The 22,895-nt window shown below is 67.3% G+C and carries 19 protein-coding genes; 15 read left to right on the forward strand and 4 right to left on the reverse strand.

All coding sequences use genetic code 11. The features are described from left to right. Positions 1–12: 12 nt before the first annotated feature. Both nusB and ribH read right to left on the reverse strand, forming a co-directional pair. Positions 13–495: a transcription antitermination factor NusB gene (gene nusB / locus THITH_RS11250; protein WP_269667584.1), complete on the reverse strand. Its 483-nt coding sequence runs from the start codon at positions 493–495 to the stop codon at positions 13–15. Between the two features lie 162 nt (positions 496–657). Continuing rightward, positions 658–1,143 carry a 6,7-dimethyl-8-ribityllumazine synthase gene (ribH, locus tag THITH_RS11255; RefSeq protein WP_025367507.1) on the reverse strand — a complete coding sequence of 162 codons (486 nt, stop codon included), beginning with the start codon at positions 1,141–1,143 and terminating at the stop codon, positions 658–660. A gap of 246 nt (positions 1,144–1,389) precedes the next feature. On the opposite strand from ribH, the gene THITH_RS11260 reads away from it, so the two are divergent. Next, a complete protein-coding gene (locus THITH_RS11260; protein ID WP_025367508.1) occupies positions 1,390–2,592 on the forward strand; it encodes a glycosyltransferase family 4 protein in 1,203 nt (400 codons plus the stop codon). A gap of 34 nt (positions 2,593–2,626) precedes the next feature. Then, the gene (locus THITH_RS11265; RefSeq protein ID WP_025367509.1) at positions 2,627–3,151 is read left to right on the forward strand and encodes a phosphatase PAP2 family protein; all 525 of its coding nucleotides are present in this window, start codon (positions 2,627–2,629) and stop codon (positions 3,149–3,151) included. Here the strand turns inward: THITH_RS11265 and THITH_RS11270 are convergent. Next, a complete protein-coding gene (locus THITH_RS11270; protein ID WP_006747979.1) occupies positions 3,058–5,073 on the reverse strand; it encodes a pyruvate kinase in 2,016 nt (671 codons plus the stop codon). The two genes, THITH_RS11265 and THITH_RS11270, sit on opposite strands and share 94 nt — an antisense overlap. Positions 5,074–5,226: 153 nt before the next feature. Here THITH_RS11270 and THITH_RS11275 point away from each other — a divergent pair, with 153 nt between their 5' ends. From THITH_RS11275 to THITH_RS11320, 9 genes are all read left to right on the forward strand, one after another. After that, a complete protein-coding gene (locus THITH_RS11275) occupies positions 5,227–6,012 on the forward strand; it encodes a GNAT family N-acetyltransferase (protein ID WP_041483437.1) in 786 nt (261 codons plus the stop codon). A 194-nt stretch (positions 6,013–6,206) separates the two neighbouring features. After that, a complete protein-coding gene (locus THITH_RS11280) occupies positions 6,207–7,448 on the forward strand; it encodes a glycosyltransferase (RefSeq protein WP_006747977.1) in 1,242 nt (413 codons plus the stop codon). Positions 7,449–7,659: 211 nt separating this feature from the next. Then, positions 7,660–8,514 (forward strand): UDP-2,3-diacylglucosamine diphosphatase, encoded by an 855-nt coding sequence (locus tag THITH_RS11285; protein ID WP_006747976.1) that lies wholly within the window; start codon positions 7,660–7,662, stop codon positions 8,512–8,514. 338 nt (positions 8,515–8,852) lie between these two features. Further along, positions 8,853–11,906 (forward strand): formate dehydrogenase-N subunit alpha, encoded by a 3,054-nt coding sequence (gene fdnG, locus THITH_RS11295; protein WP_156925525.1) that lies wholly within the window; start codon positions 8,853–8,855, stop codon positions 11,904–11,906. 11 nt (positions 11,907–11,917) lie between these two features. Further along, complete coding sequence (gene fdxH / locus THITH_RS11300; protein WP_006747973.1) at positions 11,918–12,826, forward strand: formate dehydrogenase subunit beta; 909 nt, start codon at positions 11,918–11,920, stop codon at positions 12,824–12,826. A 3-nt stretch (positions 12,827–12,829) separates the two neighbouring features. Next, the gene (locus tag THITH_RS11305; protein ID WP_006747972.1) at positions 12,830–13,468 is read left to right on the forward strand and encodes a formate dehydrogenase subunit gamma; all 639 of its coding nucleotides are present in this window, start codon (positions 12,830–12,832) and stop codon (positions 13,466–13,468) included. Beyond that, on the forward strand, positions 13,465–14,415 hold the full coding sequence (gene fdhE / locus THITH_RS11310) for a formate dehydrogenase accessory protein FdhE (RefSeq protein WP_006747971.1): 951 nt from the start codon (positions 13,465–13,467) through the stop codon (positions 14,413–14,415). The genes THITH_RS11305 and fdhE overlap by 4 nt, the downstream gene beginning before the upstream one ends. Positions 14,416–14,679: 264 nt before the next feature. Then, a complete protein-coding gene (locus THITH_RS11315) occupies positions 14,680–15,729 on the forward strand; it encodes an NrfD/PsrC family molybdoenzyme membrane anchor subunit (protein ID WP_006747970.1) in 1,050 nt (349 codons plus the stop codon). Between the two features lie 102 nt (positions 15,730–15,831). After that, a complete protein-coding gene (locus THITH_RS11320) occupies positions 15,832–16,290 on the forward strand; it encodes a rhodanese-like domain-containing protein (RefSeq protein ID WP_006747969.1) in 459 nt (152 codons plus the stop codon). 156 nt (positions 16,291–16,446) lie between these two features. Here the strand turns inward: THITH_RS11320 and THITH_RS19345 are convergent, their stop codons facing one another. Continuing rightward, positions 16,447–16,653, reverse strand: a complete 207-nt coding sequence (locus THITH_RS19345; protein WP_084222663.1) for a hypothetical protein — start codon at positions 16,651–16,653, stop codon at positions 16,447–16,449. A 529-nt stretch (positions 16,654–17,182) separates the two neighbouring features. On the opposite strand from THITH_RS19345, the gene THITH_RS11325 reads away from it, so the two are divergent. The 4 genes from THITH_RS11325 (at position 17,183) to selB (ending at position 22,780) form a co-directional block, all read left to right on the forward strand. Then, on the forward strand, positions 17,183–17,626 hold the full coding sequence (locus THITH_RS11325) for a hemerythrin domain-containing protein (RefSeq protein WP_006747968.1): 444 nt from the start codon (positions 17,183–17,185) through the stop codon (positions 17,624–17,626). 217 nt (positions 17,627–17,843) lie between these two features. Further along, on the forward strand, positions 17,844–19,151 hold the full coding sequence (locus THITH_RS11330; RefSeq protein ID WP_006747967.1) for a glutaredoxin family protein: 1,308 nt from the start codon (positions 17,844–17,846) through the stop codon (positions 19,149–19,151). 270 nt (positions 19,152–19,421) lie between these two features. Next, positions 19,422–20,867, forward strand: a complete 1,446-nt coding sequence (gene selA / locus THITH_RS11335) for an L-seryl-tRNA(Sec) selenium transferase (RefSeq protein ID WP_006747966.1) — start codon at positions 19,422–19,424, stop codon at positions 20,865–20,867. Continuing rightward, positions 20,864–22,780, forward strand: a complete 1,917-nt coding sequence (selB, locus tag THITH_RS11340; RefSeq protein ID WP_006747965.1) for a selenocysteine-specific translation elongation factor — start codon at positions 20,864–20,866, stop codon at positions 22,778–22,780. The genes selA and selB overlap by 4 nt, the downstream gene beginning before the upstream one ends. Positions 22,781–22,895: the final 115 nt, after the last annotated feature.

The following is a 22,895-nucleotide window of genomic DNA, read 5'->3' on the forward strand; positions in this document are numbered from 1 at the left end:
ATCGCGCAGCATTCAGGAGCCACGGGGCTTGCCGCGCGGCGCCGGCGTGGCGGCGCGCTCGGCACTTCGTAGATCGCGGGACAACGCATCGAGCACCCCGTTCACGAATCGGTGGGATTTCTCCGCGCCAAACTTCTTCGCCAGGTCCACCGCCTCGTTGATCACCACGCGGTACGGCACATCGAGCCGTTCGGCCAGCTCCCAGGCGCCAAGCCACAACAGCGCGTGTTCGATCGGGTCGAGTTGCGCCAGCGGCCGGCCGCCCAACGCCGGCGCAAGCAGGCGATCGAACTCGGCGCTCCGAGACGTGACCCCGATCAGGATCTCGCGGAAATACTCGGCGTCGGCGCGTGCATGCTCCTCGTCCTCCCGAAACTCCGCCAGGATGTTCTTGGGATCGTCGCGCGTCAGCTGCCAGGAATACAGCGCCTGCATCGCGCGCCGCCGGGCAGCCCGGCGGGCGTGGATCTGCCGCTGGTGATCGTTTCGACTCAAGGGAATACCACTTCCTGCTGGTTCAATCTGCTGATTCAATCCGGCACCGATGACCGGCCCGGGGCCGGCGGCCGGCGGCCGGCAAATGCGGGCACCCAATTGGAGCCCCGTCGCCTGCGGCCAACCGGCTGCCACCGGGCACCCCCCGGCTCTCGCTTCCAATCAATCCGCGGGCCGCAGCTGGGCCATCAGGCTGACCATCTCGATGGCCCCCAGCGCCGCGTCGACTCCCTTGTTGCCGGCCTTGGTGCCAGCGCGCTCAATCGCCTGTTCGATCGAGTCCGTGGTCAATACGCCGAAACTGACGGGAAGGTTTTCGGCCAGCGAAACCATCGCCAGACCCTTCGCTGCCTCACCCGCGACGTAGTCGAAATGCGGCGTCGCGCCGCGGATCACGCAGCCGAGCGCGATCACCGCGTCGAACTCGCCGGAACGCGCCATCGCCTGCGCCGCGAGCGGCAGCTCGTAGGCGCCCGGCACGCGAACGATGGTCATCTGTGCATCGGCCACGCCGTTGCGCCGCAGCGTGTCGACCGCGCCCTCGAGCAGGCGCTCGACGATCAGGCTGTTGAAGCGGGCCAGCACCAGGCCATAGCGGGCCTCGCCAGCGGCGGTAAACCGCCCTTCGAGAGTCTTGATGTTGTGCATGAAGCTGTCCTTGATCGAATCCGACGCCGCGAGGAAGCGCGGCATTGTACCACCGCGCTCCCCCCCATGCCCCGGTCGGATCGGCCGCCAACACCAGACCTGCGCGCGCCCCCGATGCTCCCGAGCCGCGTGCCGCGTGCCGCGGGCCGCGGGCCGCGGGCCGCGCGGCAGATCGTGTCGTCGCTGTCACCGATTCGTCATCGCCCGGTCATGAGCCTGACAGCATCGGGGCGCATGGTGCAGGGTATGAACTCAGCCCTTCTCCAGCCCCGTCCCGCACGCGACCTCGCAGCCGACGCCACCGAGCCTCGCCTTCGGATCTGTGTGGTCACCGAAACCTGGCCGCCCGAGGTCAACGGCGTCGCCATGACCATCCACCGGCTCGTCGCCTGGCTTGGCGAGCGCCATGACGTGACCCTGGTGCGAGTGCGTCAGCGGGGGACGGATGTGGGCCTCCAGATTCCCGGGGTCGAGACCGTGCTGATGCCCGGGGTGCCGGTGCCCCGCTACCATGGCCTGCGAATGGGCACGCCGTCGGTGGGCCGACTGAAGGCGCTCTGGCGCAACGACCGCCCGGATGTCGTGCACATGATCACCGAGGGTCCCCTGGGCTGGTCGGCGGTACGCGCCGCCACTGCCCTCGGCATTCCGGTGGTGAGCGATTTCCACACCAACTTTCACCAGTACGCGACCCATTACGGGCTCGGCCTGTTCCAGCGGCCGGCACTGAGCTATCTGCGCGGACTGCACAATCGAACCCGCCTGACCCTGGTGCCGACGCGGGCGCTGGCCGACGATCTCGAACGCCGCGGTTTCCGGCAACTGGACGTGCTGTCCCGGGGAATCGACACCGAGCGTTTCAGCCCGTCGCGGCGGCGCGACGAACTACGGCGATCCTGGGGCGCAGGGCCGGAGGATTCGGTACTGCTGATGGTCAGCCGCATCGCGCCGGAAAAGAACCTGCCGCTTGCGCTGCGCGCGTTCGACGCGGCCCGCGAGCGCGTCCCTGGCACCCGAATGGTGGTCGTCGGCGACGGTCCCGCGCGTGCCGCCCTGGCGCGAGCACACCCGGAGGTTCTGTTCGCCGGGATGCGGACCGGAACCGACCTGGCCGAACACTACGCCTCGGCCGACATTTTCGTTTTTCCGAGCCGCAGCGAGACCTTCGGCAACGTGACGCTCGAGGCCATGGCCAGCGGCCTGGCGGTCGTCGCATTCGACTATGCCGCGGCGCGCGAACACCTGGCGGATGGCCGGAACGGCCGGTCGCTCCCGACCACGGACGATCCGGGCTTCATCCAGGCCGTCGCCGACCTGGCCGCCGATCGGCGGGAAACGCGCCGGCTCGCCGCAGCGGGCCGCAGCACCGCGCTGGAGATCGACTGGTCGCAGGTCTGTATCCGCTACGAGGCGCTACTGCGACGCGCCACGGAGAATCCGGATGATTGAACGCCCGCTCACGCCGTCTCCCACGCTGGCACGCATGCGCGCGCTGGACCTGACGCTGTGCCAGTGGCTGAACCGCGCCAACCGGCGCGAGGCCATCGGCCGCTTCTTCGCACTGTTCAGCCGCCTCGGCGACGGCGTATTCTGGTACACGCTGATGCTGGCGCTGCCGCTGGTGCACGGATTCGGTGCGTGGACCGCCAGCGTGCACATGGCGCTGACCGGGCTGGTCTCGCTGCAGATCTACAAGTGGCTCAAGGCCAACACCAGCCGCCCCCGACCGTTCATGGTCAGCGACCGCATCGTCCGCCGGGTGCCGCCCTTGGACGAGTACAGTTTCCCCTCGGGCCATACGCTGCACGCGGTCGCGTTCTCGATCGTGCTGCTGAGCCACTACCCGGAATGGTTCTGGATCGTTGTGCCGTTCGCCGCCTTGGTCGCCGCATCGAGGCCGGTGCTCGGGCTGCACTACCCCAGCGATGTGCTCGCCGGCGCGCTGATCGGCGCGGCGGTGGCGTCGCTCTCGGTGCTGCTGTTCGCCGCGCTGGCCGGCGGAGCCTGAGCCGAAACGCCGGCGCCATCCGTTCCAGCCCCTCCGGCGGCGAGCTGGAGCGCCCGCAGCTGCGGCATCTTCTTCTGCTGGTGATCCTGCATCCGGCGCAGGATGTCGTCGAGCACGCGCAGCGCGGTGACGATAAACGGCCCCTTGTTCAGCATCACGCATTCGGCGCGCACCGACATCGCGGCGTCGCTCAACTCCGGACGGGATGCCGAACCCGTCTTCGCGAGGCTCTCGAGCACCTGAGTCGCCCAGACGACCGGGACATGGCCGGCCTCGGCCATCCACAGCAGTTCCTCCTGGATCTCGGCGAGGCGCTCGCCCCCGATCTCCACCGCGAGGTCGCCACGCGCGATCATGATCGCCAACGGGTGCCTGCCGATGGCACTGAGCATGATATCCGGCAGGTGACGCAGCGCTCGTTCTGTTTCGATCTTGGCGACGATGCCGAGGTCGCCGGCGCTTCTGCGTTCGAGTTCCTCCATCAGGGCACGCATATCGGAGGCGGTTTCCACGAACGAGAATCCCACCAGATCCGCATGGCCGACCACGAAATCGAGGTCCGCGAGATCCTTTTCGCTCAAAGGCCCCAGCTGCAACTGCGCACCGGGAAAGTTGATGCCCTTGTCGGCCTTCAGGCGAAACCCTTCCGGTGGCGCGTGGGTGACCTTCAGCAACGCCGACCGCGGACCGGCTTCGACCACCACGGCGCCGAGCTTGCCATCGTCGATCCAGACTGGCTGACCGGGCGACAGGCATTTGAGCACGCTCGCGGCCGTCACGCCGATCCGCGCCGGCTCGACGACCCGCCCGTCGGCATCGATGCGCGCGGGCCGACCGGGCCGTTCCGGCCAAGTCAGGTTCAGCGCGTCGCCGATCTGCAGCACGATCCGCATCGGCCGGGTCCGGTGCCCACCGAGGTACACCGGTTCGGGATCGACCGGCGCCCAACGGCCGTTCTCCCTGCGCATCAGGCGCAGCGAGGTTTCGGGGCCGATCACCGCGCGCCTCCGGCAGCGCGCCAGCCAGGTCGAGTCGTCCAGTTCGCGTTCGACGATCAGTTTGCGGGTCTTGCCTCGAAGGTCGCTGAACGACAGCCGATCCCCCGGGGAGAGCATCGCCAGCACCCGAGGGTCGACGGTCATCGTCGGCGGCTGGCCGTTGGCCGGCGGTTCCACCGCGGGCGCCGACTCGGGCGCCAGCCTGACCGCGACCGGCTTGCGCCTGCCGAACGATGCGTCGCGCTGCGGGCGCAGTTGCGTTGCCGCGGGCTCGTCGGCTACCGGACCGGTACGGACCTTGTGCCCCGCAAGGTCCATGACCACGCGGCAGTCGCGACCGACGACCCGCTGCGCCTGGCGGATATTGTCGATCATGCGCCGCCAGACCGCCGGGCTGTCGTGCGCACAGTTGATGCGGGCGCAGTCCATACCCGACTCGAGCAGCGCACGAACCAGCTCCCCGTCCGACGCGGCCGCGGTGGGCATGGTCACCATCACGCGCGCCGTCCGCCCAGGCCTGGGCAGACCGAACAGCGTTCGGGTGTTCAACGCAAGCAATTCGTTACCGGCATCGAAACCCGGTGCGGGCGGCGGCTCGAGCATCGGCTCCGGCTGGGCGCAAAGGCCCGAGAGCACGCGGATCACCTCGTCGATGCTGGCCAGCACATGCGCTTCGACGCGACCAAGCGATGACAGCCCCTTCCGCGCCAGGCGCAATTGCAGCGGGCGCAGGTCCCGGCAGCGCATTGCGAGATACTGCGCGAGGTTGCACGCGCTTGCCGGGAATTCTCCGCTTTCTTTCCGCGCAGCGAGTTCCTGCAGGCGCGTGGCTGCGCCGACGACGACCTGCTGGCGCAACGCGTGCATTTCCTCGAGAAGCGCGCGGTACTCACCGTCGACGCCAGGCTGGTCAAGTTTCGTCATGGCCCGGGCTTATACCAGCGCTCCATGACGCCGCAATGACGGCACGCGGGTGGCGCCCATTCCTCGAAAGCTGCTTCATCGGGCGTTCACGCAACGATCAACCCCTTGTCACAACCCTTCGACACACTCGGTGGTTCATTCACCCCCAAGGGCATGCGCATGCCGCACCTGGCCGAATACGGCTCCCGGACCCCGGCTCCCCGCCAGCCGCTGCTGGTAGCGGAGATCGCCGCGACACCGGCCGACGTGCTGGCGTCCCAGCGATTGCGCTTCAGCGTGTTCGCGCAGGAGATGGGCGCCCGATTGGCCAGCGCGGATCAAGGCATCGACCATGACCGCTACGATGATTTCTGCCACCACCTGCTGGTCCGCGATGCAAGCACCGACGAGGTGGTCGCCAGCACGCGCATCCTCAGCTCCGACGATGCCCCGGCAGCCGGCGGCTTCTATTCGCAAGACGAGTTCGCGCTGGGCAGGATGAACGAACTGCCCGGCCGCGTGATGGAGGTCGGGCGGACCTGCGTGCACGCCGATTACCGTACGGGCCGGGCGATCAACGCGCTCTGGACCGGGCTCGCCGGTTTCATGACCGCCCATCGATTCGACTTCATGATGGGCTGCGCCAGCATCCCGCTGCCACAGAACGATCCGTCGGTCCACGCTCTGCTGCACCAACTCTACGAGAAACACCTGGGGCCGCCCGAGTACCGGGTGGTACCGCGGCACCCGGTCCCGCAGCTGCAATGGCGTACCGGTACGCCGGCAGCAGACCCTCCGCCACTGCTGAAGGCGTACCTGCGCCTCGGCGCGTGGGTTTGCGGCGAGGCCTGCCACGACCCGGACTTCGGCGTCGCCGACGTGTTCATTCTGCTCGACGTGCGCCGGGTGCCCGACCGGTACCGCCGACACTTCCTGCGAGGACCGGTGCCGTTCAGCTGACACCGACGGGATCGGCCCGCATCGGCAGCGCAGACCGGTCACGATCCAGATCGGGTTCGTGCCGCGCGCGCCAGCGCGGATGGCGGGCAGCGCGGCCGGTTTCACGATACCCTGTAAACCCGGCCCGGATCGCAATGCCTCCGGTCAGGGCTGTTGTCGATCCTCGCCCCTTAGCCCTGCGCCGATGGAAACCCATGCGTGTCCTGATGCTGTCGGATGTGTATTTTCCCAGGATCAATGGCGTGTCCACGTCGATCCAGACATTCCGGCGCGACCTCCGGTCGATGGGGCACGAGGTCGACCTGATCGCGCCGGCGTATCCCGGCACGGAGCGCGAGACCGAGCCCGGTCTCCGGCGCGTTCCCTCGCACTACCTTTTCTTCGACCCCGAAGACCGGATGATGTCGGGCCGTTTCATCCGCCGCAGTCTTCCCGAGCTGGCGCAGCGCGGCTATCACCTGCTGCATGTGCAGACGCCGTTCGTCGCCCACTATGCCGGGCTGCATCTGCGCCGCAAGCTCGGGCTCCCGCTGGTCGAGACCTATCACACCCACTTCGAGGACTACCTGTCGCACTATCTGCCCTGGCTTCCCGCGCGGTGGCTGCGTCACGTGGCGCGACGTTTCACCCGCAGCCAGTGCAATCAGGTCGATGCCGTGGTCGTCCCGTCGACGCCCGTGCGCGAGACGCTGGAAGCGTACGGCGTCGACAAGCCGGCCCAGGTCATCCCCACCGGGCTTGACATTGACCGCTTCCAGGGAGGCGACGGCCCGCGCTTCCGGGATCGACTGGGGATTCCCGCGGACCGCCCGGTGCTGGTGCACGTAGGCCGGGTCGCACACGAGAAGAACATCGATTTCCTGCTGCGAATGCTCGGGCAGGTAACCCGGGAGGTTCCGGATGTGCTGCTGATGATCGTCGGCGAAGGCCCGGCGCGACCCCACCTGCAGCGCCTGGCGATGCAGCTGCGCATCGAGCGCAACGTGATGTTTCTCGGCTACCTCGACCGCGAGCGCGAACTGCTCGACTGCTACTCCGCTGGTGACGCGTTCGTGTTCGCTTCCCATACCGAAACGCAGGGCCTGGTGCTGCTCGAATCGATGGCGTCCGGCGTTCCGCTGGTGGCCCTGTCCGCACTGGGCACCCGCGATATCCTCGCGGCCCACCGCGGGGCGCTGGTGCCAGAGCCCAACGAAACGGACTTCGCCGACAAGACGGTGCGTATTCTGCGCGACCACAGACTGCGCGCCGAACTGGCCGCCGACGCACGGGCGTACGTACAGAACTGGTCGGCAGATGTGATGGCCCGCCGGATGCTCGCCTTCTACGGTGAAGTGCTGCAGCGCCACGAGCCGCGCGCGCAGGACGCGAACGCAGAACGATTGCGGAACGCAGCGAGCCGCGACTCGGGCGACGGACCCGGCCACGAGAATTGAAGGCGAATCGCGCAGTTGCCGGCTCGTCGCCCGAGTCGCGGCTCGGCCCAACCTCGGGCCGACCGAACGCGCCCCACCCCGATGGCACAGCCGAACCGGGCTCCCATACGCGCGCAGCGCGAGCCCGGTTCAGAAAAGGTTCAACCGCACGCCATGCCCCGGTAACGCGCCCGAACGACGCTAGCGGGGTCTGGACTGACGGAGCCGCGCGATGCGCTCACTCGACTGCCGTACCGCCTTCGTGTCGGACGTTCACCTCGGCACCCGCGACTGCCGCGCCGACTACCTTCTCGACTTCCTGCAGCGCCTCGACTGCGAGCGTCTGGTGCTGGCCGGCGACATCTTCGACCTCTGGGCGATGCGCAGACGGGTGTGCTGGACGACGCCGCAAACCGCGGTGCTGGAGCATGTGCTGGCGCTGGCAGACCGCGGCGTCGACGTCGTCTACATTCCAGGCAACCACGACGAGGCCCTGCGCAGCCTGGTCGGCAGCGAAATCCGCGGGGTGCGCATCCTGCGCGATCTCGAACACCGAACGGCCGACGGGCGCCGGTTCCTGGTCAGCCACGGGGATCAGTTCGATGCCGAGGTCCGTCACAGCCGGCTCCAGCATCTGATGGGCGACCTCGGGTACCAGGTGCTGCTGCGGCTCGGCCGCTGGGTCGACCGTCTCCGACGGCTGCTGCGACTTCCGTACTGGTCGCTGTCGGCCTGGGCCAAGACCCGCGTCGGGCGAGCCCGCGACTACATCGGCCGCTTCGAGGCGGCCGCGGCGCGCGTCGCGCGCGACCGGGGATTCGACGGCCACATCGTCGGCCACATCCACAAGGCCGGGATCCATTCCCGCGACGGCGTGCTGTACTGCAATACCGGCGACTGGGTGGAGCACTGTACCGCGCTGATCGAAGACCACGGCGGGTTCCTGCACCTGGTGCACTGGTCGGACCACGTCCGGCTGGACGCCAGCGACACGATGCAGACCGCCCGCAACTCGCAACTGCCGCAACTGCCACCCGAACTGGCCTGGCTCGGCGCGCTTCCGGACCCGGTCACGCAGCGGCCCTGAATCGCTCGCTGGCTGAGGGATTCGTCCCGCCCCGAGGCATGGCCGGTGCCGGCGCGCCCACGTCGTTTCGCAGTCTGCCGACGCGGCGCCCGGAGGACGGCCAATTCGTTTCGTCTGCCAGCCACCGAGGCAAGTACTACTCTCTGGAAAACCCCCAGCGACCTCCTATACTCCTGAATTACGGGGTTTTCGCGGCAGCGGCGCGGGTTTCTCCGAACCGTCGCCGCTCTGCCCCGTAACCGAACCGTGGGCCGGTTCCACCGGCGAACCACCGGTCCGGCCGACCACACAACGAGGGCACAAGCCCCGCCGCACCGAGTTGCGAGGAGGAGGAGTCGATGCAAGTCACACGACGAACGTTCTTGAAGATATGCGCGGCGGGGATGGGCAGCTCCACCCTCGTCGCGCTGGGCTTCTCGCCCACGGAACTGCAGGCGTCGGTGCGCAGCTTCAAGCTCGCACGCACCACCGAGGCCCGAAGCACCTGCCCCTACTGCTCGGTGAGCTGCGGGGTGATCATGTACAGTTTGGGCAGCGGCGCGAAGAACGCCCATCCGGCGCTGATCCACATCGAAGGAGACCCGGACAACCCGGTGAACCGCGGCACGCTGTGCCCGAAGGGTGCCGGCCTGATCGACATGATCAAGAGCCCGAACCGGGTGCTGTACCCGGAAGTGCGCGAACCCGGCTCGAACGAATGGACGCGGATCTCCTGGGAAGAGGCGATCACGCGCATCGCGAAGCGGATGAAGGAAGACCGCGACGCGAACTTCGTCACCCGCAACGACAACGGTGAACTGGTCAACCGCTGGAACACCACCGGCCTGCTGGCCAGCTCCGCCGCCAGCAACGAGACCGGCTACCTGACCGCAAAGACCGCGCGCAGCTACGGGATGGTTACCGTCGATACCCAGGCTCGCATTTGACACGCTCCGACGGTGGCCAGTCTGGCCCCGACTTTCGGACGCGGTGCAATGACGAACCACTGGGTCGACATCAAGAATGCCGACCTGATCATCGTGATGGGCGGAAACGCCGCCGAAGCACACCCCTGCGGCTTCAAATGGGTTACGGAGGCGAAGGCCAACCGTGGCGCGAAGCTGATCGTGGTCGATCCGCGCTTCACCCGTTCCGCGGCGGTCTCCGACTACTACGCCCCGATCCGCGTGGGCACCGACATCGCGTTTCTGGCCGGCGTGATCCACTACCTGCTGACGAACGACAAGATCCAGCACGAGTACGTGCGCCACTACACCAACGCCCCGTTCATCGTGAAGGACGAGTACGAGTTCGAGGACGGGCTGTTCTCCGGCTACGACGAAGACAACCGGCGCTACGACCGGGCGAGCTGGGGTTACGAGATGCGTGACGATGGCTTTGCGCGTGTCGATTACAGCCTGCGTCACCCGCGCTGCGTGTTCCAATTGATGAAAACGCACTTCTCGCGTTACACGCCCGAGATAGTCAGCCGGATCACCGGCACCCCGGAAGACCGCTTCCTGCACATCTGCGAAGCGATCGCCGAACACTCCGCGCCCGACAAGGTCATGACGATCCTGTATGCGCTGGGGTGGACACAGCATACCAAGGGCTCGCAGAACATCCGGACGATGGCGATGATCCAGCTGCTGCTGGGCAACATCGGCATGCCGGGCGGCGGCGTGAATGCGCTGCGCGGTCACGCGAACGTGCAGGGCATCACCGACATGAACCTGGTCACGACCAACCTGCCGGGCTACCTGAACCTGCCGAACGACCAGCACCAGAGCTTCGGCGAGTACATGGAGCTAAGGGCCCTGAAGCCCATCCGGCCCGGGCAGATCAGCTGGTGGCAGAACTACCCGAAATACCACGTCAGCCTGATGAAGGCCTGGTACGGGGATGCGGCGACTGCGGACAACGACTTCGCCTACGACTATCTGCCGAAGATCGACCGGCCGTATGACGTGATGCAGATGTTCGAATTGATGCATCAGGACAAGATGACCGGCTTCATCTGCCAGGGCTTCAACCCGGTCGCGGCGGTGTCGCACAAGGCGAAGATGACCCAGGCGCTGTCGAAGCTGAAGTTCCTGGTCATCATCGACCCGCTGGTCACCGAAACCTCGGAGTTCTGGCGTAACTACGGCAGCTACAACGACGTCGATCCCACGCAGATCCAGACCGAGGTGTTCCGCCTGCCCTCCGGCCTGTTCGCAGAAGAGGACGGCACCTTCACCAACTCCGGCCGGGTCATCATCTGGAAGGAGAAGGGCGCGAACCCGCCCGGCGAAGCCAAGCCGGATCGGGAGATCGTCGCGCGGCTGTTCCTGAAGATCCGCGAAATGTATCAGGCGGAGGGTGGAGCGTTCCCGGACCCGATCCTGAACGTCACCTGGCCGTACAACAACCCGGAGGTGCCCGATTCCGGCGAGCTGCTGCGCGAGATCTCCGGAAAGGCGGTGGCGGACGTCCGCGATGCCGATGGGCGCATCACGATCCCGGCCGGACAGCAAGTAGCCGGGTTCGCGCAGTTGCGCGACGATGGCAGCACTGCCTGCGGCAACTGGCTGTACAGCGGCGCATGGACGGCCGAGGGCAACATGACCGCAAGGCGGAGCACTGCAGACCCGTCGGGCCTCGGCGTGTACCCCGAATGGGGCTTTGCCTGGCCGGCGAACCGCCGGATCCTGTACAACCGCGCGTCCTGCGATATCGACGGCAAGCCGTGGGATCCCCGGCGCGCACCGGTGGCCTGGGACGGCCAGCGCTGGAGCGGACCGGACATCCCGGACATGCGCCCGACCGCGGATCCGGAGGAAGAGGTGATGCCGTTCATCATGACGCCGGAGGGCGTGGCGCGCCTGTTCGCCGGCATGAATGAGGGGCCGTTCCCCGAGCACTACGAACCCTTCGAGTCGCCACTCGGGTACAACCCGCTGCATCGGGACAACCCGAAGGCGACGAACAACCCGGCGGCACGGGTCTTCCCCGGCGACTGGGCGAGTTTCGGCAAGGCCGATGAGTTCCCGTACGCGGCGACCACCTACCGGCTCACCGAGCACTTCCACTTCTGGACCAAGCACGCGCAGTCGCTGGCGGTCACCCAGCCTTCGCAGTTCGTCGAGATCGGCGAGGTCTTGGCGCAGGAGAAGGGAATCCGCAGCGGCGACGACGTGGTGGTGATGTCCAACCGCGGCGAGATCACCGCCACCTGTGTGGTGACCAAGCGCATCAAGCCGCTCAATGTCGACGGCAGGGTCGTCCACACCGTGGGAATCCCGATCCACTGGGGTTTCGCGGGGCTGACCAACAAGGGCTACCTGGCCAACGTGCTGACCCCGTATGTGGGCGACGCCAACTCGCAGACGCCTGAGTTCAAGGCGTTCCTGGTCGACATCGAGAAAGCCTGAGGAGGTGCGCCATGTCATCACTGCAATCGCTTGATATCACCGCACGCTCCGCCACGAACCGGACCCCTCCCAGCATTCGGGAGGGGGTCGAGGTCGCGAAGCTGATCGATGTCTCCAAATGCATCGGCTGCAAGGCCTGCCAGGTCGCGTGTGCGGAATGGAACGACCTGCGGGAAGAGATCGGCACCAACGTCGGTGTCTACGACAACCCGCTGGACCTGACCCCGAGCACCTGGACGCTGATGCGCTTCGCCGAAGTCGAGCCCGAGGAGTTCGAGTTCGAATGGCTGATCCGCAAGGACGGCTGCATGCACTGCGCCGACCCGGGCTGTCTGAAGGCCTGCCCGGCCCCCGGCGCGATCGTGCAGTACGCGAACGGGATCGTCGACTTCGTCTCCGAGCACTGCATCGGCTGCGGGTACTGCATCGCCGGCTGTCCGTTCGACATCCCGCGAATCTCGCAGAAGGATCACCGGGCCTACAAATGCACGCTTTGCTCGGACCGGGTCGCGGTGGGCATGGAGCCCGCCTGCGTGAAGACCTGCCCGACCGGCTGCATCACCTTCGGATCCAAGGAGGACATGAAGAAGCATGCCGACGGGCGGATCGCGGACCTGAAATCCCGCGGCTACGACCAGGCGGGGCTGTACGACCCGCAGGGCGTCGGCGGCACGCACGTGATGTACGTGCTGCAGCACGCCGATCAGCCCGAGCTGTATCAAGGCCTGCCAAAGGATCCGAAGATCAGCGCTGCGGTCGATTTCTGGAAGGGACTGGCCAAGCCGTTCAGCCTTGCCTTGCTCGGCATCGCGAGCCTGGGGGCCTTCGTGCACTACTTCGCCGTGGGGCCGAACGACGCGGAGGACGACGAGGACGACGACAAGCCCCGGGCGGCAGCCGCCACGGACAAGGAGGATTGAGCCATGAGCGCAAGACCGAAGCTGATTCAGCGCTACACTGCCAGTGACCGGGTGAACCATGGGCTGCTGGCCCTGGCCTTCATCCTCGTAACGATGTCCGGAATGGCGTTCTTCCACCCTTCGCTGTACTGGCTTACCGCCTTCTTCGGCGGTGGCCAGTGGGCGCGCGCGCTGCATCCCCTGCTGGGTGTGGCGATGTTCGTGTTCTTCTTCATCGCGATGGTCAAGTACTGGAAGCACAACCTGCTGACCGGGAATGACTTCAAGTGGCTGGGGCGACTCGGCGACGTAATGAAGAACCGCGAGGAAAACCTGCCTCCGATCGGCAAGTACAACCCGGGCCAGAAATTGCTGTTCTGGACGCTGGTCGTGACGATGATCCTGTTGCTGCTGACAGGCATTGCGCTGTGGCAGCCCTGGTTCGCGCCGCTGTTCCCGATCGGAGTGGTGCGCGCTGCCGCCGTGATCCACGTGATCAGCGCGGTGGTCCTGCTGCTGGGAATGATCGTGCACATCTACTCGGCGATTTTCTGGATCAAGGGGTCGACGCAGGCGATGCTGCGGGGTACGGTCACCGAGAAGTGGGCGCGCAAGCATCATCCGCTGTGGTATGAAGAAATGACCTCGGGGCAGAAAAAGTGAGTGCAGTCATCCAACCGGGCGAGATCCGCCTGCCCGCGCAGGAAGCGCCCTTCGTGCGGGCCGCCGACCGGAAGCACGTCTTCCGGCGGCGGGCCGACCGTCTCCTCCAGCTGGCGAGCGATCACCCGCTGGAACCGTTCCTGATGTTCGTGGCCTCGGTCGCGCGGGCACAACAGGCCGCGCTGGATCGACTGGACGCGGGCAGCGTGTCGCTGCCCCCGGGCCTGTCACTGGCCGAGCAGCGCCGGCGCGGCGAACCGGTGTTCAGCGCATCGTCATGGCGGCCGGAACCGGTTTGGCATGAAGTGCTGGCCGGGATCCTTGCCGACGTCGAAACCGCCGCGCCGGCGCCGACCCGGGCCGCGATCGACGCATTGCGCAACATGGACCGCGCGGAGCTGGACACTGTCGCACGGCAGGTGCTCGACGGAGATCTGGCGATGGCCGATCCCGCGCGGACGCCGTTGGTCGCAGCGGCACTGCAGGTCTACTGGACCCAGCTGGCAACGGCCCTGCCTGTGGAAGACTTCGGTGTCATCCGGTCCGACCCGGAACCGCACCCGGGCCACTGTCCGGTCTGCGGCAGTGCCCCGGTCGCGAGCGTCGTGCAGATCGGTGGCGTGCAGCAGGGTCTGCGCTACCTGCACTGTTCCCTCTGCGAGAGCGAATGGCACCTGGTACGTGTGAAGTGCTCGAACTGCGAGGCGACCACTGGCCTGGAGTACCTGGGTCTGGAAGGCGACCAGGGAGCGATCAAGGCCGAGGCCTGCCGCGAGTGCCAAAGCTACCTGAAGATCTTCTATATGGAAAAGGACTTCGACGTGGACGCGGTCGCAGACGATCTCGCGAGTCTCGGGCTGGATCTGCTGCTGGCAGAGGAGGGCCATCTGCGCAACGGGCCGAACCTGTTCTTCATCCCGGGCGAGGAAACCGCCGACACCCGCTAGCAGCCTGCCGGACTTGGGCTGCTGGGAAACGCTGATCAACCCTTGATCGCGAAGGGCGAAGCCTCCTGCCGCGAGCACGGCGTGGCGGGGCGTAGCGATCCATGCGGCGGTGATTTCGGCGGCGCCGGCGATCCGAACAGCGAGGTAAGCAAGGGGCTGCACGAATGGCTGGCCCCAGCCAAGGGTGGTTCGCGTCGGTGACGACAGGCCGCAGCGTCGTTTGGGAGCCGCCCGCCCTGCCGGCGAACGTCAAGGAGCCAAGTCATGAGGTCCAACGTCAGTGTGAAGGGTTTTCTCACCCCCACCTGGATCCTGATCGCGGTCGGACTGGTCGCAGGCGGGGCGCTGGCGCTATACGAGTGGCTCTTTGGCCCGCTGTTCTCGACCGCCAACGCGCTGGTGTGGACACTGCCGCGGATCACCTACGTCTTTCTCGCGTTGATGAGCACCGGCGTTTCGCTGGTACTGGCCTACGGGCTGCTCAAACACGATGAAGCCATCACGCGGGATACGCGAGCCCTGCTGATCATGGCGGTCGGAATGCTGCTCGGGGGCTTCACGGCATTGGCGACCGACTTCGGGTCCGTACCAAATCTGATCCGGACCCTGCTCGCGTGGAACCTGGGCTCACCGCTCTGGTGGATCGTCGCGCTGTACTCGGCGCTGCCGGTGCTGCTGATCGTGAAGCTAGCGCTGGACCTGACGGGGCGACAGCGCGTCTTCGATCTGCCGCTGGCCTGGGGCACGCTGGTCATCGCGACCGCCGCGGCCATTACCATCGGCGCAGCGTTCGGTACGGTGATCGGGCATCCGGGTTTCCATGGAGCGTTCCTGGCGATCGTCACCCTGGTCTCCGCACTGGTCAGCGGCACGGCCGCGATCGTGCTGCTGCGCCCGCAGAGTGCGCTGACGAAAACGTCAGAGCGGATCTTCCGGCCGACCGCACTGCTGCTCGCGGCGCTATTGCTGATACGCGTGGCCTACGAGGCGCACAGCACTGTCCCCGGAATGATCGGCTGGGCGGGCGTCTCGATGCTGGCGCCGTTCATCATCGCTGCCGCGCTGCTGCATCTCGCGCCGCGCCTGCTCGCACTGCTGGCCATCGTGGCCGTGCTCTGGGTGCAATACAGTTTCATCATTGCCGGGCAGCTCATGTCGCTGGCGCCGACCGCTGACGGGTACGGTGGGGTCCAGTCCTATCGGCCGAACCTGCCGGAGATCCTGATCCTCGTGTTGGGAATCGCCGTCGCCGCCGCGCTGATCAAACTCGGCGACCGGTTCCTGACGAACGACCGAGACCAGGGCACGCCCTGACCCGTGCCGCGATCGCGAGGCACACGGGATCCGCGCTGCGACAATCCCAACCCCGCCAGGGGTATTACGGGCACGGATATCCTTGCTGCGAGAATCGCGCCGATGAAGAAGAAACTCGCCATCATCGTGCTGGGGCTCCTGCTGCTTCCCGCGGCGGTCTGGCTCGCGATCGGGCTGCTGCCGGAGCCCCCGTACGAGCAGCTGAACAATGCCGAGCTGGAACAGATGGTCCGGGACGGTGCGATGGTGATCGACATCCGCCGCCCCGACGAGTGGCGCGAAACCGGCGTGGTCGAGGGCAGCTATCTGGTCACCGCGTTCGACGAACAGGGCCGGCTGACTCGCGAGTTCCCGGCGCTATTCGGCCAACTCACCGATCCGCAACAGCCGGTGGTGCTGATCTGCCGCACCGGCAATCGCACCGATGCGCTGGCCCGGATGCTGATCGAGCAAGCCGGCTACGAGCAGGTATACAACGTTTCCCACGGCATCACCTCGTGGATCGCCGCCGGCGGCGAAGTCAAACCCTGCCCGATGCGCGACACCAGCCTGCGCTGCTAGCGCAACCCTGAGTTTGCGGCGTTTCCCTGCGGCACTCGATGTGCCGCCAGAATCGGCGGCCGCAGCCATTTCCGCACCGATCGCGCCCCGAGAATCGCAGCCGAGCGCGCCGCGGGACGTTGCCCTTTGAACGTCGCTTGAGCCGCACGAGAAGGGCTAACTTCCATGGCCTATTTGGCCACCCCCGATGATGAAAGAGGCGTAGGGCGGAAGAGGCCGAAGGCCGTCATCCGCCATCCGGCGCCGGGGTCGCCGCAGGCGCCAGGGAGGCGCGAACGCCGTACGGCGGATGACGCTGCGCTTTTCCGCCCTACGGGTCGCCCGGGACACGAGACCGGCCGTGACTTTCACGCTAACTGTCATGGCGCGGGCAGCCACCCCTGAGGATGAAAGAGGCGTAGGGCGGAAAAGGCCGAAGGCCGTCATCCGCCAGCTGGCGCCGGGGTTACCGCAGGCGCCGGGGAGGCGCGAACGCCGTACGGCGGATGACGCTGCGCTTTTCCGCCCTACGGGTCGCCCGGGACACGAGACAGGCGGAGACTTTCACGCTAACAAAACCCGCGTTCCAGCCAAGAAGTCCGCATCGAGCCGGGTCATCCCCGTGGCCATGTGCTATTTTCGGTGAAGGGGAACGCATCGGCTGCAGGTTGCGGACGGGGCCAGCGCGGACCGCAGGCTGGCTTTGCCCGTTCAGAGGATCGCATGTCCCTCGGGTTGGGTCCGCGCGTGTGTTCGGACCCGAGGCCGCAACGACCGGGTCTTCGAGTTCCCGGCCCGGCGGCGCTGGGCCCGAGGGAATCCTTGGCCGAGCCGCCGCGCGACAAAAGGCCCGTCAGAGGCCACCACGAGCACGTCGTTCCCGCGAATCAACCGCTGATGGAGGATTTCCGCGATGCTTTCGATGGACACACTGAACCGCCAGAACCACGAAATCGCCGAATTGACCAAGGTGCTCGCGCACCTGATCGGGGAACGCGAACTCTGCGATACCGCGATCGCCAACGACCTGCTCGACCGATATGTCGAACGCGTGCAGGAACACTTCGAGCGCAACAACACCCAGGTTTACGGCGAGTTGCTGACCCACCGGGACGTCGCCGTGAACAATACGGCACGACGGTTCCTGGAGGGCGAGAAGGAGATCAAGAGACTGTTCAACGATTTCGTCGGGCGCTGGTGCCGTAGCGGCCTGCATATCGACAACCACGAGCGCTTCCTCTCCGAGGCCGGGGACATCTTCCGGCTGGTCTCGCGGCGCATCCAGGCCGAATGCGAGGAACTCTACCCGCTCGCGCGGCGCGTCGACCGCGGCACACAGATCGCGTCGCACGCCTGAACGGTCACACCGCCTGCCTGCCGTTCGCGGATGCCGCTTTCGGGTTCCTCTCCTGAAGGTTGCCGATCACCCGACCCACGTGCAGCGATTTCTGCGGCAAACGGCGTTTCGTTGACCCAGGTCACAACGGCTTTCCTGCCTCCGGTCAATGCTGATCGCTGGAACCGATCGACGCCGGTTGCCAGAATGAGGCAAGCGATTGTGAAGGAGACTGCCGTTGCGCCGCGCTGCACGCCTGCTGGTGTTCTTGGTCGTTCTGCTCTCGCCGCTATTGGCACTTCCGGCGGCGGCGGACGCTGGCGCTCCCCCGGCCCCGGACCCCGAAGTGCGGATGTACGTGTTCTGGTCCGAGAGCTGCCCGCACTGCATCAACCAAAAGCCGTTCCTGCGCGATCTGGAACAGCGTTACCCCGAGTTGACCGTCGACGAACGAGAGATCTCGCGCACGCGGACCCATCATCCGCTGTTTGTGAGCCTCGCGCTCGCCCACGGGGTCGAGCCGGGATCGGTGCCGACGATCTTCCTCGGCGGAAAGGCGTGGATCGGCGACGGACCGGATATTCGCCGCGAGATCGAGGCGACGGTTCGGTCCGAAATCGCCCGGCTTGCAAGTCGAGAGCAGCGTGCCACGGAAACACCCGCAGTCGAAGCGGTTCCGGAACTGCCTTCCGACTCGGCCGCCCCTTCGGCGACACACAGCCTCGACGTACCCCTGCTCGGGTCGGTGAATCTCGGTGTTCAGCCCGTGGTGGTGACGACAGCGCTGATCGCCTTCATCGACGGGTTCAACCCCTGCTCGCTCTGGGTGCTGACGCTGCTACTGGGACTGGTGATCCACTCCGGATCACGCGGGCGCATCGCGCTGGTGGGCATCACGTTCCTGACCACCACGGCTCTGATCTACGGCGCATTCATCGCGGGTGTGTTCGGCGTGCTGAGCTACGTGCTGTACCTGACCTGGGTGCAGTGGCTGGTGGCGGCGTTCGCGCTGACCTTCGGGCTGGTGAACATCAAGGATTACTTCTGGTTTCGCACGGGTCCGTCGTTCACCATCGCCGAAAGCCACAAGCCGGGCATCTACAAGGGTATCCGCGGCCTGATGGATCGGCGTCTGACCGGGCTCGCCCTGATTGCGGCGACCATTGTGATGGCGGCCGGAATCGCCCTCGTCGAATTGCCCTGCACCGCCGGTTTCCCGGTGGTCTGGAGCGGCATCGTGGCCGATCAGAACATCGCCGGCATGGCTTTCCTGCTGCTGTTGGGCCTTTACCTGCTGATCTATCTGTTGATCGAGCTGGTGGTGTTCGTGGCCGCGCTGGTCACGCTGCGCATGGGGCGCTTCGAGGAGAATCACGGACGCGTGCTCAAGCTGGTCGGTGGGACGATCATGGTGGCTCTGGCGCTGGTGCTGGTACTGAACCCAGGACTGATGAACGACGTGGGCGGCACCCTGCTGGTGTTCGCGGGCTCGCTGCTGTTGGCAGGTATGATCATGCTCGCGCACCGGCGCTTTGCAACCTCCTGAGCGAGGCCCGGCCCATCCCACAGCGAGCGACGTAGCCTAAAGTGTGCTTCAGGAACTCGACCGGGTCGTCGAGCTAGGAACCGGCCACATCACCGCCGGTTCGAAACCGGTCCCGTGCCGTGACACCCGCTCCCTGCCCGCTCCGAAGCGCGCGCCCGGCCGCACTGCGCGTGTCCGGCGACTGGCACGACCGGCGCAGGTGGTCTAGGTTTCGACTCATCGACCCGTGCGAGCCTCTCGGGCGTGCCGTCCGACAGCCGAGCAGGACCGATGAACCTTCCCGAAACACCGCAGGACTCTACCGACCGAACCGACATGGCTGCCAGGCCACGTCCGCCCGCGGTCGACCGACTGCTGGCGCACCCCGATGCGATCGGTCTGCAGCAGCGCTATGGACGGCAGCCGGTGCTGGGCGCGATCCGCGCCCGCCTGGACGAGCTCCGATGCCGAGACACGCCGGACGCGGCGGACTTCGAACCGTCTCGTCTGCTCGCCGGGATCCGCATCCGGCTCGAGCGCACCGCGACGCCCCAACTGCGCGGCGTCTTCAACCTGACCGGTACGGTGTTGCACACCAACCTCGGTCGTGCGCCGCTGCCTGCAGAGGCGGCACAAGCCGCGGCGCGGGCGGCCACGAGCGCCTGCAACCTGGAGTTCGACCTGGACCGCGGCCGGCGCGGCGACCGCGACGACCTGATCAACGGCCTGATCCGCGAACTCACCGGGGCCGAGGCCGCCACTGTCGTCAACAACAACGCGGCGGCCGTGCTGCTTGCATTGAACACACTGGCCTTGCGCAAGGAAGTGGTGATCTCCCGCGGCGAACTGGTCGAGATTGGCGGCGCGTTTCGCATCCCCGAGGTGATGAGCCGCGCCGGCTGCCGGCTGGTCGAGGTCGGCGCGACCAACCGTACCCATGCGCGTGACTTCGAAGCCGCGATCGGCCCGCGCACGCGGTTGGTGCTCAAAGCCCACACCAGCAACTACGCAATCGAGGGCTTCACCGCGGCCGTCCCCGAACGGGAGCTGGCCGGAATCGCGCACGGCCACGATCTGCCGTTCATGGTCGACCTGGGCAGCGGCACCTTCGTCGACCTGGAGCGGTGGGGGCTCCCGCATGAACCCACGGTCCAGCAGACCCTGCGCGACGGCGCCGACGTGGTGACCTTCAGCGGCGACAAGCTGCTCGGGGGTCCGCAGGCCGGGCTGATCGTCGGACGCGCCGACCTGATCGCACGCATCAAGAAGAACCCGCTGAAGCGGGCGCTGCGCGTCGACAAGATGACGCTTGCGGCGCTCGAGTCGGTGCTGCAGATCTACCGCGATCCCGACCGGTTGGCCGAGCGGCTCACGACGCTCCGGCTGCTGACCCGCCCCCAGGCCGAGATCCAGTCCCTGGCGCAGCGTCTGCAGCCATTGCTAGCGACCGCGTTCGGCGAGCGGTTCGCGGTGACCGTACAACCCTGCGCGAGCCAGATCGGCAGCGGCGCGTTGCCGGTCGACCGGCTGCCGAGCGCCGCGCTGGTGCTGCGCCCGCGCCGCTCCGGTCGCGGATCGGGGACCGCGCTGAAACGCCTCGAGCGGGAACTGCGGGAACTGCCCGCGCCCGTGATCGGCCGCATCCACGACGGCGCGCTGTGGCTGGACCTGCGCTGCCTCGACGACGAGGCGGGCTTTACGGCGCAGCTCGCCGGCGCGGAGGCCTCAGCGCCATGATCGTCGGGACCGCCGGCCACATCGATCACGGCAAGACCGCGCTGGTCAAGGCCCTGACCGGGATCGACGCCGACCGGCTGGCCGAGGAGCAGACACGCGGGATCACGCTGGACCTGGGCTACGCCTACCAGCGGCTCGCGTCGGGCGAGGTGCTCGGCTTCGTCGACGTGCCCGGCCACGAGAAGCTCGTGCACAACATGCTGGCCGGAGCGACGGGTATCGACTTCGTGCTGCTGGTGATCGCAGCCGACGATGGCCCGATGCCGCAGACCCGCGAGCACTTGGAGATTCTCGAACTGCTGGGTCTGAATCGCGGCGCGGTCGCGCTGACCAAGATCGATCTCGCCGATCAGGCACGGCTCGCCGCCCTGCAGGGCGAGGTTCGGGCATTGCTCGCACCGACCGGCCTGGCCCAAGCCCCGGTATTTCCGGTCTCGGCAATGACCGGGGCCGGTGTCGACGCACTGCGCGAACACCTGCACGCGGCCGCGGCAGCAATCCCCCCGCGTCCCGGCACCGGGCGATTCCGGCTCGCCATCGACCGGCGCTTCACATTGCGCGGCGCGGGTACCGTCGTCACCGGCACCGCGCACGCGGGCCAGGTCCGGGTCGGCGACGAACTCGTGCTGTCGCCGTCCGGACAACCGGTACGCGTGCGCGGCATCCACGCCCAAAACCGCGCCGCCGAGACCGGAATCGCCGGTCAGCGCTGCGCGCTGAACCTGACCGGTCCGGGGCTGGACAAGGATGCGATCGCGCGCGGCGACTGGGTCATCGACCCGGAGCTGCATCGCCCCTCGGCCCGCATCGACGCCCGGGTCCATGTGCCAGGAGACGCGCCGAAGCCGCTGCGGCACTGGAGCCCGGTACACCTGCACCTGGGATCCGCGCGCCTGATGGCCCGCGTCGCGGTGCTCGAAGGCGATGCCATCGAGCCGGGCACCCAGGGCTTCGCTCAGTTGGTGCTCGAAAACCAGACCCACGCGCTGCGCGGCGACCGCTTCGTGCTGCGCGATCCCTCCGCCCGGCACAACCTTGCCGGCGGGACCGTGCTCGACGACCGGCCGCCGGCGCGCGGACGGCGGCGCCCGGCCCGGATCGCGCTGTTGCGAGCGCTCGCCGTGGACGACCCGACCGAGGCACTGGCAGCGATGCTGCCGCATGCCGAGCGCGGCCTGAACCTGCGCGATTTCACCCGCATGTGGAACCTGGACGACAGCTGGGCCTCGGCACAGGCGATCAGCGCAGGGCTGCGCGCGGTGGAGACAGCTGCCGGCCCGGTCGCGTTCGCCCCTGAACACTGGGATGCGTTGCGCCAGCGCACGCTGGCGATGCTCGCGGAGGAGCACCAACGGCACCCGGAGCGTCTGGGGCCCGACCGCGAACGGCTGCGCCGGCGCGCGGCCCCACGGGTCGAACGGCCGGTGTTCGGCGCGCTGCTGGACGAGATGACCGCCGCGGGCGATGTCGTGCTGAATGCGCCGTGGATCCATCTGCCCGGACACCAGGTGACGCTCGCACCCACCGACGAACGGATCTGGCTCCAGGACATCCGGCCGATGCTCGGCGCCCGACCTTTCAACCCGCCTCGGGTCCGTGACATCGCCCGGGCACTGCGGCTGGAAGAGGATCGCGTACGCCGCCTGATGCGCCAGCTCGCGGGGATGGGAGAGGTCTACAAGGTCGCGCACGACCACTACTACACGCGCGCGGCGGTCGCAGACCTGGCGGCGATTGCCCGCGATCTCTCCGAACACGAGGGCAAGGCGCTCGCGGCCCCGTTCCGGGACCGGATCGCGACCGGCCGCAAGGTGGCGATCCAGATCCTCGAGTTTTTCGACCGCATCGGCTACTCTCGCCGGGTCGGCGACGAGCACCGGATCTTCCCGGATTCGCTGCTGAAGCTGCGGTAAGTGATCGCCGTGCAACACGGCGGATGACGCTGCGCTCTTCCGCCCTACAGGGCCAAGGTGGTAGGGCGGAAAAGGCCGAAGGCCGTCATCCGCCGAAGGGCGCCGGGGCTTCCCC

The sequence above is a fragment of the Thioalkalivibrio paradoxus ARh 1 genome, from assembly GCF_000227685.2.
Lineage (GTDB): Bacteria > Pseudomonadota > Gammaproteobacteria > Ectothiorhodospirales > Ectothiorhodospiraceae > Thioalkalivibrio > Thioalkalivibrio paradoxus.